Source organism: Amycolatopsis arida (assembly GCF_900115565.1).
GTDB classification, from domain to species: Bacteria; Actinomycetota; Actinomycetes; order Mycobacteriales; family Pseudonocardiaceae; genus Yuhushiella; species Yuhushiella arida.
The window spans coordinates 200,531-215,646 of the sequence record NZ_FOWW01000009.1 but is presented as its reverse complement, the minus strand read 5'-3'; the positions used below and the strand labels follow the sequence as shown (position 1 = coordinate 215,646).

Sequence of the window (15,116 nt, the reverse complement as noted above, 5' to 3'; positions counted from 1 at the left end):
CTGCCATGCCCAGCCGGTCGAGGCGGTGCCGCCGGCGACGGTCGACGGGGCGTCTGCGACGATCGTGCGCCGGCGAGGCAACCCGAGCATGGAGGCGCAGTGTCCGCGAGCGGCCCGTTCCGTCCCGGTGACCGTGTGCAACTGACCGATCCCAAGGGGCGGCACTACACGCTGGTGCTCGCCGAGGGAGGGCAGTATCACACGCACCGCGGGGCGCTGCCGCACGACGCCGTCATCGGGCAGCCCGAGGGGTCGGTGATCACCTCCTCCGGTGGCACGCAGTACCTGGCGCTGCGCCCGCTGCTGACCGACTACGTGCTGTCCATGCCCCGCGGGGCGCAGGTGATCTACCCGAAGGACGCCGCGCAGATCGTGATGTGGGGCGACATCTTCCCGGGCGCGCGGGTGCTGGAGGCCGGCGCGGGGTCGGGCGCGTTGACCTGCTCGCTGCTGCGGGCGGTCGGGCCGACCGGGCGGATCACCTCCTACGAGGTGCGCGACGACCACGCCGAGCACGCGGTGCGCAACGTCGAGCGGTTCTTCGGCGAGCGGCCGGAGCACTGGAACTTCCACGTCGGCGACGTCGCCGAGCACACCGGCGAGGTCGATCGGGTGGTGCTCGACATGCTCGCGCCGTGGGAGGTGCTGCCGACCGTGGCGCGGAGCCTGGTGCCCGGCGGGGTACTGGTGGTCTACGTCGCCACGGTGACCCAGCTGTCCTCGGTCACCGAGGCGCTGCGCGAGCAGCGGTGCTGGACCGAGCCGCAGTCCTGGGAGACGTTGCTGCGGCCGTGGCACGTCGTCGGGCTGGCGGTGCGCCCGGAGCATCGCATGGTGGCGCACACCGCGTTCCTGCTCACCACGCGCCGGATGGCCGAGGGCGTGGTGCCACCGACCCCGCGGCGCCGCCCCAGCCGGGGATGAGCCGGCGGGGGTGGCCACCCCCGCCGGCCGGGAGCCTCGCTCGGTTCCCGCTCAGTTCCCGGTGAAGCACCACCCGCCGGACTCCTTGCGGGCCTCCAGGTCCTGTTCTTCCGTCTTGCCCTTGTCGGTGACCTCGAAGCTCACCTTCGCGGTGCTGCCGGTGACCTTCGGCTCGCCCACCCGCTTGATGCCGCTGCCCGGCGGCGGTGGCTCGAGGGTGTCCTTGATCTTGTTCGGGTCGCAGACCACGCTCCGGGCGAGCGCGACGTCCGCCTTGTTGATCCCGTCGGCGAACGTGTCGCCGATGGTCTTCAACTCGGCGACGTCACCGGCCGACCCGCCGGCCCCCGGCGTGGTCGACCGGGTCGAGGGCCCACGGGAGTTCGGCGGCGGGATGGTGGCCTGCGCCGACGCGCTCGTGGTGGGCTGCCCCGAGCCCGACCCCTGCGCCTGCGGCTCCTCGTCGTCGCTGGTCAGCACCAGGATCAGCGCGATCACCCCGCCGACGACGAGCACCCCCGCCAGCGCGAGTCCGACGACGAGGCCGGTCTTCTTCTTGGGCGGCCGACCTCCGGGTTGCCCGCCGGGCTGGCCGTAGGGGTCGAACCCGCCGGGCTGCGCGAACGGAGCGGTCCCGCCCTGCTGGTAGGGCCCAGGCTGGCCGTACTGCTGGGGCTGACCGTACTGCTGCGGGCCGGGTCCCGGCTGCCCGTACCGCGGCGCTCCGCCCTGCTGCGGCCCGCCGGGTGGGTAGCCACCCGGTTGCTGGCCGTAGGGCCCCTGCGGCCCTGGTTGCTGCGGCGGGTAGGTCATGGCTGCCTCTTCAACTCTGTCGTCCTCCGTGGGATCCCCTCGCCGCACGGAGCGGCGGAGTCCCGATGCTAGCGGGCGGGGCGGCGCTTCGTGGCGGGATCAGCGCTTCCGGTGCGGTTGGGTGGCCGGCGGAGGGGTAGTCCGAGGGCGGTGGGCGCCGGGGTCGTTCCCGTACCGGGTTGGCCCTTGCGCCCGCCCGGCGAACGTGCAAGGTGCCCGCGACGCGCCGATCTTGTGATGCGGAAGGGCTTTTCTTGTCGGTGATCGCCGGTACCGTGGAAAGAAATGCATTCCGAGGAGGTGCCGAATGCAACATGACCTTCCCGGAGGTCGGCACGAGGAGGCCGACCCAACAGATCCCCACGGAGTCGGCGCCGGCGACAACGCGGGTGGTGTGGCGCGGGAGCTCTCCGGGGACCAGGCCCGCCAGGTCCGGTTCCTGCAGGAGGAGGTCGCGCTGCTGCGCCGCAAGCTGACCGAGTCGCCCCGGCACAGCCGCGTGCTCGAGGAGCGGTTGGCCGAGGCCACGGAGCGCATCAACCAGCTCACCGAGCGCAACAACAAGCTGGTGGAGACGTTGCGGGAGGCGCGGGGGCAGCTGCTGGCCCTGCGCGAGGAGGTGGACAGGCTCGCCCAGCCGCCGAGCGGTTACGGCGTCTTCGTCACCGCGTACGACGACAACACCGTGGACGTGTTCACGGCGGGTCGGAAGATGCGGGTGTCGGTGTCTCCCGCGGTGGAGATCGCGGAGCTGCGGCGCGGCCAGGCGCTGCGGCTCAACGAGGCGCTGACGGTGGTGGAGGCCGGCGAGTTCGAGCGCACCGGCGAGGTGTCCGCGCTGCGCGAGGTGTTGCAGCCGGAGGTCGAGCACGGGCACGCCCGTGCGCTGGTGGTCGGGCACGCCGACGAGGAGCGGGTGGTCTGGCTGGCCGACTCGCTCAGCGAGGAGACGCTCAAGCCGGGTGACTCGCTGCTGGTCGACACCAAGGTGGGTTACGCCTACGAGCGGGTGCCCAAGGCCGAGGTCGAGGACCTCGTGCTCGAGGAGGTGCCGGACGTCCGGTACGAGGACATCGGTGGGCTGTCCCGGCAGATCGAGCAGATCCGGGACGCGGTGGAGCTGCCGTTCCTGCACGCCGACCTGTACCGGGAGTACCAGCTGCGCCCGCCGAAGGGCGTGCTGCTCTACGGCCCGCCGGGCTGCGGTAAGACGCTGATCGCCAAGGCGGTGGCGAACTCGCTGGCGAAGAAGGTCGCCGAGGTGCGTGGGGACGGCAAGGACGCCAAGTCGTTCTTCCTCAACATCAAGGGGCCTGAGCTGCTCAACAAGTTCGTCGGTGAGACCGAGCGGCACATCCGGCTGATCTTCCAGCGGGCGCGGGAGAAGGCGTCCGACGGCACCCCGGTGATCGTGTTCTTCGACGAGATGGACTCGATCTTCCGCACCCGCGGCAGCGGTGTCTCCTCGGACGTGGAGACCACGATCGTGCCGCAGCTGCTGTCGGAGATCGACGGCGTGGAGGGGCTGGAGAACGTCATCGTCATCGGCGCCTCCAACCGGGAGGACATGATCGACCCGGCCATCCTGCGACCGGGCCGGCTGGACGTGAAGATCAAGATCGAGCGGCCGGACGCCGAGGGCGCGAAGGACATCTTCTCCAAGTACCTGCAGGAGGACCTGCCGATCCATGCCGACGACCTGGCGGAGTTCGGTGGCGACGTGCGGGCCACGCTGGACGCGATGATCCAGCACACCGTGGAGCGGATGTACGAGGAGAGCGAGGACAACCGGTTCCTCGAGGTGACCTACGCCAACGGTGACAAGGAGGTGCTGTACTTCCGCGACTTCAACTCTGGCGCGATGATCCAGAACATCGTGGACAGGGCGAAGAAGTCGGCGATCAAGTCGGTGCTGGAGACCAAGCAGCCCGGGCTGCGGGTGCAGCACCTGCTGGACGCGATCGTGGACGAGTTCGCGGAGAACGAGGACCTGCCCAACACCACCAACCCGGACGACTGGGCGCGGATCTCGGGGAAGAAGGGGGAGCGGATCGTCTACATCCGCACCCTGGTCACCGGGAAGAACCAGGACTCCGGACGGGCCATAGACACGGCGAGCAACACCGGCCAGTACCTCTGACCGGTGGCGCTGACGGACCCCGGTTCGCCGCTCCGCGGCAACCGGGGTCCTCGCCTGCCCACCCCCGCGAGATCGACGTTCCGGACGGCGAGTTCGACGTTGGGGTGCGCGGGCGTTGCCTGCGAGCCCAAGGTGATCTTGGGTACATCTTCGGTACCGAAGGCCACCTTCGGCTCGCGGCGAGCACGGGGCTCCGCCTGTTCCCACGACACCTGTTCCCACGACGGTTCGGGGCGTGCCCAGCACAACGCCGGCGCGGGATGCGCCCCCGTGGGAGACACGTCGAGTTGTTCCATGCCCGAAACGGATCCACAGATCGCGCGCACCATCCGGCGGTCCCTGCGCGCGACGCATCGTGATCGGGCGTCGTGCCCGGTCGGCGCATTGACGCCGTCGTCGCGCTGTGACTAGCGTCACCGTCGTTAGGTAACAAACCTACCAGTTCCGGGTCACCGACGATCCGGGATCCGCCGCCACCAGCGACAGTCGGGCACGGCCGGCGCCGTGGCCCTCGATCCTCGTGAAGGAGACGCTGATGAGGTGGCAGATCCGGATGCGCGCGGTCGCCGCACTCGCCGTGGTCGCGCTGGCACCCGGCGGCACGGTCGGCGCGGTCGGCGCGGCGCGGGCCCTGCCCGACGCGCCCACCGCCGTGGCGGCACCGGCCACACCGGTCGAGCGGTACGGGAAGGTCTCGGTGTGTGGCCGCACGCTGTGCGACGGCGGCGGGCGACCGATCCAGCTCCGGGGCATGAGCACCCACGGGCTGCAGTGGTACGCGCACTGCGTCACCAACGGCTCGCTCGACGCGCTCGCCCGGGACTGGCGCGCGGACGTGCTGCGGATCTCGATGTACATCCAGGAAGGCGGGTACGAGACCGACCCGGCGCGGTTCACCGCGATGGTGCACCGGTACATCGAGGACGCCACGGCGCGCGGGATGTACGCCATCGTCGACTGGCACATGCTCACCCCGGGTGATCCGCACTACAACCTGTCCCGCGCGAAGACGTTCTTCGCCGAGATCGCCCGACGGCACCAGGGCAAGACCAACGTGCTCTACGAGATCGCCAACGAGCCGAACGGGGTGAGTTGGCCGTCGGTCCGGAGCTACGCCGAGCAAGTCATCCCGGTGATCCGGGCGCACGACCCGGACTCCGTGGTGCTCGTGGGCACCCGAGCCTGGTCCTCGCTCGGGGTGTCGGAAGGGTCGAGTGAGCAGGAGATCGTGGCGAACCCCGTGCGGGCGAGCAACATCATGTACACGTTCCACTTCTACGCCGCCTCGCACGGCACGCGGTACCTGGACACGCTGTCCAGGGCGGCGGATCGGCTGCCGATCTTCGTGACCGAGTTCGGTACGCAGACCGCTTCTGGTGACGGGACCAACGACTTCACCCGGTCGCAGCGGTACCTCGACCTGATGGCCGCGAAGAAGATCAGCTGGGTGAACTGGAACTTCTCCGACGACCACCGATCGGGCGCGGTGTTCAAGCGGGGAACCTGCAGCGCCGGCGGTCCGTGGACCGGCACCGGGTCGCTGAAGGAGGCCGGGATGTGGGTTCGTGAGCGGATCCGCGCCGGACGTTGAGCGTTGCCGGGGCGGGGGGCGTTCCACCGCTCCCCGCCCCGGCGTGTCGCACCGGATTCTGTATAACGTCCTATACGCTGGGTCTATGAGCAATCCTTCGATGGAAGAACCGGAACGGCGCCCGCCGCACGCCCCGATCACGTCGACCCAGGTGCTGGCCTGGCTGCAGGAGACCGCCGAGCGGGTCCGCGCGGGGGAGGTGGCGGCTCCGGAGTTGATCACGCTGCTCGGCGAGCTGCGCCGCGCGTCCACGGCGTTCGCGAACGCGTCGGACTGGACGTTGCTGGCGGCCAGGGAGGCGGGGGCGAGTCTGCGGCAGATCGCGCCGGTGTTCGGCAAGGGTTACGTGCGGGCGCCGGCCGCCCGGCTGGAGAAGCTGCACCGGCAGGTGCTGAACTCCGAGCAGTTCCTGGAGCTGCTCCGCCGTCACGAGACCGGCACCAACGCGCACAGCCAGCCCGCCCCGCCACGGCCCCACGAGGAAACCTGATTCGCGCCTCTCGGCCACCCGTCTTCTCGATCAGCGCCCCGCGCGCCTCGGCTGATTCGGTGGTCTCGATCGGTCACTTCCACATCGGACGTCTACAGCGGACAGTTCTGGAAGCCCCATCTCGCGGAGATGCCCAGCCAGAACGGATCCTGAACTTTGGCCACCTACGAATCCCCGAGAGATGTGTATAACAACCTATACGGCTCGCCTCGAAAGGTCTCGACTGATTCTCAGCGGACATCACTAACCTCACCCAGAGAGCAAGGACGAGGGTCCAGGTACCGTTCCAGCTCGTGACCACCACGCAGCTCGCGAGGATCGCGGTCGGACTGGCGGCCCTGGGCCGCCCGGCATACATCAACGAAAGGCGGCTGGAGGCGCTTCCCGCGGATCGCGGTGTGCCGGCGATGCGGGCCAGGACCCATGAGGTGCTCGACGCCGCCTACGCCGCCGGCGTTCGCCGGTTCGACGCGGCCCGCTCCTACGGTCGCGCGGAGGAGTTCCTGGCCGGCTGGCTGGCCGAGCGCGGCCACCGCGACGTGATCGTGTCGAGCAAGTGGGGTTACGCCTACGTCGGCGGGTGGCGGCTCGACGCGGCGGTGCACGAGGAGAAGGAGCACTCGGCGCGGCGGTTCCGCGCCCAGTGGCGGGAGAGCCGGCACCTGCTCGGCGACGCGATCTCGCTGTACCAGGTGCACTCGCTCACCCCGGACAGCCCGCTGTTCACCGACGGCGAGCTGCTGGCCGAGCTCGCCGCGCTCGCGGACTCGGGCGTGCGTGTCGGATTCTCCACCTCCGGCCCGCACCAGACGGACACGATCACCCGCGCGCTCGACCTGGAGGTGTCCGGGCGGCGGGTGTTCACCGCGGTGCAGTCGACGTGGAACGTGCTCGAGCGGTCGGCGGAGACCGCGCTGGCCGACGCCCACGCCGCCGGAGTTCTCGTACAGCTCAAGGAAACCCTGGCCAACGGACGGCTCGCGGTACGGCCGCCGGCGCCGCTGGCCGAACGGGCGGCGGCGCGGAACCTGCCCGCCGCCACGCTCGCGATCGCGGCGGCGCTGGCCCGGCCCTGGGCCGACGTCGTGCTGGTGGGGCCGGTGAGCGTCGCCCAGCTGCGGGGCAACCTCGCCGCCGCCGACCGCGCCGCTGACCTGGTCGACGCGGACCCGCCGGTGCCGGCCGAGCCGCCCGAGCAGTACTGGGCCCAGCGCGGCACGCTGGACTGGCACTGATCCGGGCTGGCGAACCGATCCAGCGGGCAGGACCCGCGCGGCCGCGGATCGGCACCCACTAGGGTCGGGGGCCACTGCTCGCCGACTGGGGGCGGGCCCGGGGAACCGGGAGGGACGAGACGGTGCGCCATGGTGCAGCGATCGCGGTCGTCGTACTGGTGGGGTTGGGGGTGGCCGGCTGCTCGGACCGGCCCAACGACCTGAACACCTACTACGACGACCCGGCCCCTGCCGCCGAACCGGAGACGGCTGCCAGGTCCGGGCCGGTGACGGCCTCGCCGCCACCTCCCACCCCGTCGGCCGCCCCGGTGCGCCCCGCCGTCGACGCCGCGGTCCTCACCGACGCCGACGTGGCCGCCGAGGGGGTACGCCCCTCGACCAGGGTCGAGCGGGCCGAGTGCTTCGCCTCGCTCACCGCGCCGCCCGGTGCCCAGGTGCGGGAGGCCGGCTGGGAGTACCCCACGAACTCCGCCCTGACCCAGCTGGTGATCGGCTACCCCGACCGGCCCGCGGCGGAGGTCGTCACCGCGGCGACGTGTGCGGGCGGCGAACCGCTGGCGTTGCCGGCTCCACCCGGCGCCGACGCGCACCGGGCGTGGTGCGTCGGCCCGCGGTGCACCGTCCTGCTGGCCCGCGACCACGTGGTCTCCACGGTGACGGTGGCGGCCGGCAGCACCGGGCGGGCGTCCGCGGCGGTGACCCGGCTGGTGCCCGTGGCCACCACGGCGCTGGGGCGCGCACCGGACCAGCCGTAGCGCGCCGGTCAGCCGAAGCGGCGCAACCACTCCCGCAGCCCCAGCCGGCCGTCCGGGACGAGTGGAGCGCCCGGGTCGTCCGCCCACTCGCGCAGCGCGGCCAGCGGCATCCAGCGACCGGACACGATCTCCTCGGGCTGGTGCACGATCGGCCCGTCCCACCGGACCTCGAACGCGAAGTTGTGGCACCGGATCGGCGGCACGTCGTAGACATGGGTGAACAGCGGCCGCGGGACCACGCCCCGGATGCCCAACTCCTCGGCCAGCTCACGGCGAGCGCACTCGGCCGGGGTCTCGCCGGCGGCGACCACCCCACCCGCCCAGCAGTCGTAGGCACCGGGGAAGACGTCCTTGCCGGGCGAGCGCCGGTGCACGTAGACCCGCTCGCCGTCGCCCGAGCGGACCAGCACGACGCCGGCGGCGTGCCAGAGGCCCCGCGCCCGCACCTCGGCCCGGCGGGCCCGGCCCACCATCGCGCCGTTCGCGGAGTAGCGCGCCACCAGCTCGTCCCCGGAACCCATGAGCGCATCGTGCCACGGCCGGGCCGCGGCCCTCCGTCACCGGACGAAGTCGCCGCGCACCGCGACCGGCGGCAGCCGGTCCTCGCGCACCCGCGCCGGCGCGCCGGACACCGGCTGGGGCACGCCCTGCAGCGGTAGCCGCACGCTGGTGCCGTGCAGGTCGAGCCGCACCGACGGCGGTCGCGCGGGCGCGACGATGAACCCGCGGTCGGTGCCGGCCACGATCAGCGCGAGGTGGTGCCCCGCCGGCACCACGTGGTCCGTTGTGGACAGCCGGAAGGTGATCTCGTAGGGCTGGCCGGGGACGAGCCGGCGCGGGGTGCGCAGCGAGCGGTGGTTGGCGAGGTCGGTCCAGCCGCGGGCGATCACCTCCGCGTCGACGTCGACCGTGGTGGCCTCGGTGTCGCGGTAGCAGGGGTCGTCACCGGGGCGGGTCGCTCCCCAGCAGGATTCGGTGGTCAGGGTACGGATGCCCTCGTCGCGGGAGAGGTAGTCGCGGGTGGTGGCGGGACCGTAGTCGACCAGCATCGCGCTCAGGTGCGCGGTGTCGGTGGACGGGATGGCGGTTACGGTGATCGTGCCGGTGCCAGCGACCCGGACGTCGGCGGCGAGCGGCCCGGTGTCGAACAGCACCCGGGCGGGGGAGGGCGTGTCCGGCGCGACGACCCAGTCGCGGACGCCCTGGGTGGGGTCGTCGGTGAAGTCCGCGTGGGCGTCGCGGGAGGGTGGTGTCGTGCCGAGCGTGCCGAGGCCGGGCTCGGTGCCGGGCCGGGGCCACAGCGTGGTCTGCCGGCGCACCGGCCAGCTCGGCTCGTCCACCCACTGGTCCGGGGCCCGTTCGATGCTGGCCGTGGGCTCGTGCTCGATGCCGTTGGGCACGTCGAGCAGCCACCGGTCGAACCACCGGTGCAGGGTGCGCACCCACTCGGCGCGGCGGAAGTCGAAGGGGTCGACGTGCCCGGTCTGCGACAGCCACAGCTTGCGGGGCACGGTGAGCGCGTCCCACCACTGCCCGAGGTGGATGGTCTTCACGTTGAGGTCGCCGAGGCCGTGCACGGCGAACACGCTCGCCTTCACCCGCTGGGCCTTGCGGACGTAGTCGCGTTCCGTCCAGAGTGGAGTGACGTCGCCGTTGGCGGGTGCGCCGGTGGCGAGTCGCTCGTGGACGGCCGAGCAGCGGGCGGCGGCGGCAGGGGACTCGATCCGCCGGGCCAGCGCGAGGGGGTCGCGGCCGAAGGAGACGCCGTCGGAGCGGTAGTAGTCGTACCACGAGCTGATGGCGGCGATCGGCACGATGGTGCGCAGCCCGTTGACGCCGGTGGCGGCGACCCCGTTGGCGATGGTGCCGTCCCACGACTTGCCGATCATGCCGACGGCGCCGGTGCTCCAGTCGGCGCGAACGCGGTTGCCGGCGTCGTCGTAGCCGGTGGCGCGGCCGTTCAGCCAGTCGACGACGGCCTTGCCGGAGGCGATGTCGGAGCGGCCGCCGACGTCGAGGCAGCCCTGCGAGCGGTTGGTGCCGGCGAGGTCGACCTGGACGACGGCGTAGCCGCGGGGGACGAAGTAGTTGTCGTAGAACAGGGGGAAGCCGAGCGGCCGGTCGTGCGCGTCGTAGGTCTTGCGCTCGCTCTCGTTGCCCCGCCCGAGGTTGCCGTAGTACGGGCTGGCGTCCATGATCACCGGCACCCTGAGGTGCCGTCGGGCCGGCTCGGCGGGTCGGATGACGTCGACGACGACGCGGTCGGAGCGGCCGTCCCGGTCGGCGTCGAGGCCGATGTCCACCCAGACCCGCTCGCGGATGGCGTCGGCGTAGGAGTAGATCGGTTGGCTCAGCCCGTCGCGCACGGTGGGGGCCGGGGGCGCCGCGGCCCCGGTGCCGGCGGGGAGCAGGGCCGTGCCGAGGGCCGTGGCGAGGAGCGTGACCAGCGTGCGTGACCGGAACCGAGCCATGGGCAGCCTCCCAGTTGTCCGGACCGACAGTAGGAAGGTGGTCACGGTCGGCGACAGGGCCATTCGTCGCAACCCTGGTGGGCCCGGCCTCCGCGGGGTCGGTCGGCAACGTCGCCGGCGGTGTGTGTCGGCGGCCTTCGCTCAGCGGGCGGCGGCGTGCCCCGTAGGGTGGAGGCATGCGGCGGATCATGGGAACCGAGGTCGAGTACGGCATCGCGGTGCCGGGCGACGCGACCGCGAACCCGGTACTGACGTCCACCCAGGTCGTGTTGGCCTACGCGGCCGCGGCCGACATCCCGCGGGCGCGTAGGGCCCGCTGGGACTACGAGGTCGAGTCGCCGCTGCGGGACGCGCGCGGGTTCGACCTGACCGGTCCCGGTGGCGGCGGCCCCGACCCGGAGGTGGAGGACCTGGGCGCGGCCAACGTCATCCTCACCAACGGCGCGCGGTTGTACGTGGACCACGCGCATCCGGAGTACTCCGCGCCGGAGGTCACCAACGCGCGGGACGCGGTGATCTGGGACAAGGCCGGTGAACGGGTGATGGAGGAGGCCGCGCGGCGGGCGGCCACCGTGCCGGGACAGCCGCCGCTGCAGCTGTACAAGAACAATGTCGACGGCAAGGGCGCCAGCTACGGCACCCACGAGAACTACCTGATGGCGCGGTCGACACCGTTCACCGCGGTGATCGGCGGGTTGACGCCGTTCTTCGTGTCCCGGCAGGTGATCACCGGCTCGGGTCGGGTGGGGATCGGTCCGCAGGGCGAGGAGCCGGGGTTCCAGCTGTCCCAGCGCGCCGACTACGTCGAGGTCGAGGTGGGCCTGGAGACCACGCTCAAGCGCGGCATCATCAACACCCGGGACGAGCCGCACGCCGACGCGGACAAGTACCGGCGGCTGCACGTCATCATCGGCGACGCGAACCTGGCCGAGTACTCCACGTACCTCAAGCTCGGCACGACGGCGCTGGTGCTGGACATGATCGAGGCGGGTGTCCGGTTCGACGACCTGAAGCTCGACGAGCCGGTGCGGGCGGTGCACCAGATCAGCCACGATCCGACACTGAAGACGAAGGTCGAGCTGACCAACGGGCGCAAGTACACCGGGCTGGACCTGCAGTTCGCCTACCACGAGATGGCGGCGGCGCACCTGGACAAGCACGGCGGCGACGGTGGCGCCAAGGACGTGCTGCGGCTGTGGGGCGAGGTGCTGGACGCGCTGGCCCGCGATCCGGCGGAGTGCGCCGACCGGTTGGACTGGCCGGCGAAGCTTCGGCTGCTGGAGGGGTACCGGGCGCGGGACAAGCTCGGCTGGGCGGCGCCGCGGCTGCACCTGGTGGACCTGCAGTACTCCGACGTGCGGCTGGACAAGGGCCTGTACAACCGGCTGGTGACCCGCGGCTCGATGAAGCGCCTGGTCAGCGAGGAGGAGGTGCAGCGGGCGATCACGAATCCGCCGCCGGACACCCGGGCCTACTTCCGCGGCCGGACCCTGGAGAAGTACGCGGCGTCGATCGCGGCGGCGTCGTGGGACTCGGTGATCTTCGACGTGGGCCGGGAGTCGCTGGTGCGGATCCCGACGCTGGAGCCGCTGCGGGGGACGAAGGCGCACGTCGGGAAGCTGTTGGACGAGTCGGACACGGCCGAGGAGCTGGTCGAGGCGTTGACCGGGACGGACTAGCGGGCGGCTCGGTACCGGCTGGTTGCCGGCTTGACGGAGGGTCGGATGTCGGCGCCGGTGGGTAGGCTGGAGACAACAGCGATCCCGGGAGGCGATCATGGCGCAGGAGAAGGTCGAACGGCACGGCGGCGGTGACTCCGACGAGGAAGTCGAGTCCGGCGGCCCCGCCGGCCAGGAGCGTCGCGAGAAGCTCGGCGAGGACGTCGACACGATCCTCGACGAGATCGACGACGTGCTCGAGGAGAACGCGGAGGACTTCGTCCGGGCGTACGTGCAGAAGGGCGGCCAGTAGCGGTCGCGCCGACCTGACGGAGCCGCGCCCAGCGCAGCGGTGACGGGCCGGGTGCGGTGGGCGCGGTCGGCCTGTGCCTCCGGTGCCCCTTGTGTCCCGAAACGCCCGTGCCCGGCTGCCCGAGAAGCGGCGTGCCCTGGCACGCCGCCAGGACGGCCGCCGAGCACCCGGGCCGGTGATCACCCGGCGGTGTGGGCAGGCACAATGTCCTCGTCCGGCGGCGCGGCGTGGCCGATGTCCCGGGTGCCGTTGCCCCTGACGAGCTTCATCCGACGAGCCTCATCCGAGGAACAGAGCCTGACGAAGAGAGCGGAGCCAGAGCAGTGACGATGCCGCTGTACGCCTCACCCGAGCAGTTGATGCGCGAGCGTTCCGAGCTCGCCCGCAAGGGCATCGCGCGGGGACGCAGCGTGGTCGTGCTCAAGTACCGCGGTGGGGTGCTGTTCGTGGCCGAGAACCCGTCGAACACGCTGCACAAGGTGTCGGAGATCTACGACCGGATCGGGTTCGCCGCGGTGGGCAGGTACAACGAGTTCGAGAGCCTGCGGCGCGGTGGTGTCCGGCACGTGGACCTGCAGGGCTACGCCTACGACCGGCGGGACGTCTCGGCGCGTCAGCTGGCCAACGTGTACGCGCAGACCCTGGGCTCGATCTTCACCGAGCAGCTCAAGCCGTTCGAGGTGGAGATCTGCGTCGCGGAGGTGGGCGCCAACTCCGACGAGGACCAGCTCTACCGGCTGACCTACGACGGGTCGATCGGGGACGAGCCCCGGTACGTGGTGATGGGCGGACAGGCCGACACGATCTCCGGGAAGCTGAAGGAGACCTTCAGCGACGGGATGGAGCTCGCCGACGCGCTGGTGGTGGCGGTCGGCGGGTTGAAGGCACCGGCCAACGGCGGCAGCGAGGCCGAGCCGGGCAAGCTCGAGGTGGCCGTGCTGGACCGGGAGCGGCCCGGCCGCAAGTTCCGCCGGATCAGCGGCGCGGCGCTGGAGGCGCTGCTGCCCCGCGACGGGGCCGGCGACGGGGCCGAGGAGGCCAAGGACGAGCCGCCCGCCGAGGGCAAGGGTGAGAAGGCCGCCGACGGCGGCGAGAGCCAGAGCTGACGGGGCCGCCGTTCCACGGGTCGTGCGCGCCGCATGTCCCGTGGAACGGCGACCAGCGAGCCCCGGTGTCAGGGGCGGTAGATGGTGAGCGCGCTCGGCCGGGAACGGAAGCGGAACCCGTGGCCGAGCGGGCCGATCTCGCCGTCGGTGGCGACCCTGCGGTTCCCGCTGCGCAGTTCCACGTGCACCTCGGGTAGGTCGAACTGCCGGTAGACGTGGCTGGCGTTGAGCGCGTTGGTGAGCAGGGCGAGGATGAACCGGGCCCGCGAGTAGGGCAGGTCGGCGCGCAGCAACCGCACGTCGAGCAGCCCGGTGTCGAGCGCCGGACGGCGGGTCGGCCCGAAGCCCGTGGGGGCGTAGGTTCCGTTGCCGACGAACAGCATCCACACCGACAGCTCCACGCCATTGAGCCGGATGGGCAGCGGCCGGGCGTGGCGCAGGGTGCGCACCATCGCCAGCACGGCCGCCGGCCAGCGGGGGTACCGCTCGCGGAGCTTCTCCCGGAGCCGCACCATCTCCGGGTAGCCGCCGAGGCTCGCGGTGTTGACGAACCAGCGGTGCTCGGTGCCGTCACCACTGACGATCTCCACCTCGCCGAGGTCGATCCGCACCGCCGTGCCGGCCTCGGTGGCCGCGTCCGCGTCGCGCATCGAGCGGAGGCCCACGTCGCGCGCGAAATGGTTGAACGTGCCGGCGGGGATCAGCGCGAGCGGCAGCAGGTGGTCGGCGGCCACCGAGGCCACCGCGGCGACCGTGCCGTCGCCGCCGGCGACGCCCAGCGCGCGGACCTGCCCGCCACGGGCGCGAATCTCGTGGGTGAGCTGGGCGCGAATGTCGCCCTTCGGGTCCGGGTACACCAGAGTGGCCTTCGGCCAGGCGTAGCGGACCTCCTCGCTCGGGTCGTGGTCCTGCAGCCCCGAGCCGGGGTTGACCAGCGCGAGCATGTCCTCCCCGTCGCGCATCACCGGCGCGTCGGCGCGATGCGCGGCCCTGGCCGGGGCGTCCGGGCGCAGTGGCCACCAGTGCCGGGTGCCGGCCGCGGCGACCACGCCGAGCGCCGCGCCGGCGGCGATGTCGCTGGGCCAGTGCACCCCGGTGTGCACGCGGGAGTAGGCGACGGCGGCCCCGAGCGGGGCCAGTGCGAGCGCGGTCGGCGGGGACTCCATCGCCACGGCGGTGACGAACGCGGCGGCCGAGGCGGCGTGGCCGGAGGGGAACGACGAGGACGTGGGCCGGCGGGTGAGCCGGCGGTGCTCGGGCACCTCGCGCGCGGCGGGCCGGCGCCGCCCGAACAGTGGCTTGGCCAGCAGGTTCGCCAGTGCGCTCGCGCCGGCGACGGCGGCGAACCCACGCAGCGCGCCGCGCCGGGCGGGTCCCTTGCGCAGGGTCAGCGCGGCGCCGACCGCCCACCACAGCCGGGACTTGTTGGCCGACTTCGACAGCGCCTTGAGCGCCCGGTCGGCGGGGCTGCGGGGCAGCGCCGCGCTGCGCCGGATGAGGCCGAGGTCGGTGCGTCCGACGTGGCGTAACGGCCGGGGAAGGCGGGTCGACACGATCCGCAACGTAGCCGACGGCGTGTCGACGCCCGAACGGCCCACCGGCAACCGCCGAGAAGCGCCT

At 72.2% G+C, this 15,116-nt stretch carries 13 protein-coding genes; 9 read left to right on the top strand and 4 right to left on the bottom strand.

Annotated features, from left to right (window positions below; translation table 11 throughout):
• The first annotated feature begins 99 nt into the window (after window positions 1–99).
• Complete coding sequence (locus tag BM051_RS23280; RefSeq protein WP_092534363.1) at window positions 100–924, top strand: tRNA (adenine-N1)-methyltransferase; 825 nt, start codon at window positions 100–102, stop codon at window positions 922–924.
• A 51-nt stretch (window positions 925–975) separates the two neighbouring features.
• Here the strand turns inward: BM051_RS23280 and BM051_RS23275 are convergent, their stop codons facing one another.
• A complete protein-coding gene (locus tag BM051_RS23275; RefSeq protein WP_092534360.1) occupies window positions 976–1,737 on the bottom strand; it encodes a hypothetical protein in 762 nt (253 codons plus the stop codon).
• 307 nt (window positions 1,738–2,044) lie between these two features.
• Between BM051_RS23275 and arc the strand changes: the two genes are divergently transcribed.
• The 5 genes from arc (at window position 2,045) to BM051_RS23250 (ending at window position 7,948) form a co-directional block, all read left to right on the top strand.
• Entirely contained in the window at window positions 2,045–3,877 is a 1,833-nt protein-coding gene (gene arc, locus BM051_RS23270; protein WP_092534357.1) for a proteasome ATPase, read from the top strand.
• Window positions 3,878–4,412: 535 nt separating this feature from the next.
• Entirely contained in the window at window positions 4,413–5,468 is a 1,056-nt protein-coding gene (locus tag BM051_RS23265; RefSeq protein WP_092534354.1) for a glycoside hydrolase family 5 protein, read from the top strand.
• Between the two features lie 85 nt (window positions 5,469–5,553).
• Window positions 5,554–5,958, top strand: coding sequence for a hypothetical protein (locus BM051_RS23260; RefSeq protein ID WP_092534351.1), 405 nt, complete (start codon window positions 5,554–5,556; stop codon window positions 5,956–5,958).
• Between the two features lie 293 nt (window positions 5,959–6,251).
• The gene (locus BM051_RS23255) at window positions 6,252–7,193 is read left to right on the top strand and encodes an aldo/keto reductase (RefSeq protein WP_092534348.1); all 942 of its coding nucleotides are present in this window, start codon (window positions 6,252–6,254) and stop codon (window positions 7,191–7,193) included.
• Between the two features lie 122 nt (window positions 7,194–7,315).
• Complete coding sequence (locus BM051_RS23250) at window positions 7,316–7,948, top strand: hypothetical protein (RefSeq protein WP_092534345.1); 633 nt, start codon at window positions 7,316–7,318, stop codon at window positions 7,946–7,948.
• A gap of 8 nt (window positions 7,949–7,956) precedes the next feature.
• Here BM051_RS23250 and BM051_RS23245 read toward each other — a convergent pair whose 3' ends face one another.
• Window positions 7,957–8,469 carry an NUDIX domain-containing protein gene (locus BM051_RS23245; RefSeq protein ID WP_092534342.1) on the bottom strand — a complete coding sequence of 171 codons (513 nt, stop codon included), beginning with the start codon at window positions 8,467–8,469 and terminating at the stop codon, window positions 7,957–7,959.
• A 36-nt stretch (window positions 8,470–8,505) separates the two neighbouring features.
• Window positions 8,506–10,419, bottom strand: coding sequence for a Xaa-Pro dipeptidyl-peptidase (locus BM051_RS23240; protein WP_092534339.1), 1,914 nt, complete (start codon window positions 10,417–10,419; stop codon window positions 8,506–8,508).
• Between the two features lie 176 nt (window positions 10,420–10,595).
• On the opposite strand from BM051_RS23240, the gene dop reads away from it, so the two are divergent.
• From dop to prcA, 3 genes are all read left to right on the top strand, one after another.
• A complete protein-coding gene (gene dop, locus BM051_RS23235) occupies window positions 10,596–12,098 on the top strand; it encodes a depupylase/deamidase Dop (protein WP_092534337.1) in 1,503 nt (500 codons plus the stop codon).
• A 97-nt stretch (window positions 12,099–12,195) separates the two neighbouring features.
• Window positions 12,196–12,390 (top strand): ubiquitin-like protein Pup, encoded by a 195-nt coding sequence (locus BM051_RS23230; RefSeq protein WP_092534334.1) that lies wholly within the window; start codon window positions 12,196–12,198, stop codon window positions 12,388–12,390.
• Window positions 12,391–12,713: 323 nt separating this feature from the next.
• On the top strand, window positions 12,714–13,496 hold the full coding sequence (prcA, locus tag BM051_RS23225) for a proteasome subunit alpha (protein ID WP_092534331.1): 783 nt from the start codon (window positions 12,714–12,716) through the stop codon (window positions 13,494–13,496).
• Between the two features lie 68 nt (window positions 13,497–13,564).
• Here the strand turns inward: prcA and BM051_RS23220 are convergent, their stop codons facing one another.
• A complete protein-coding gene (locus BM051_RS23220) occupies window positions 13,565–15,049 on the bottom strand; it encodes a bifunctional phosphatase PAP2/diacylglycerol kinase family protein (RefSeq protein ID WP_092534545.1) in 1,485 nt (494 codons plus the stop codon).
• Between the last annotated feature and the right edge of the window lie 67 nt (window positions 15,050–15,116).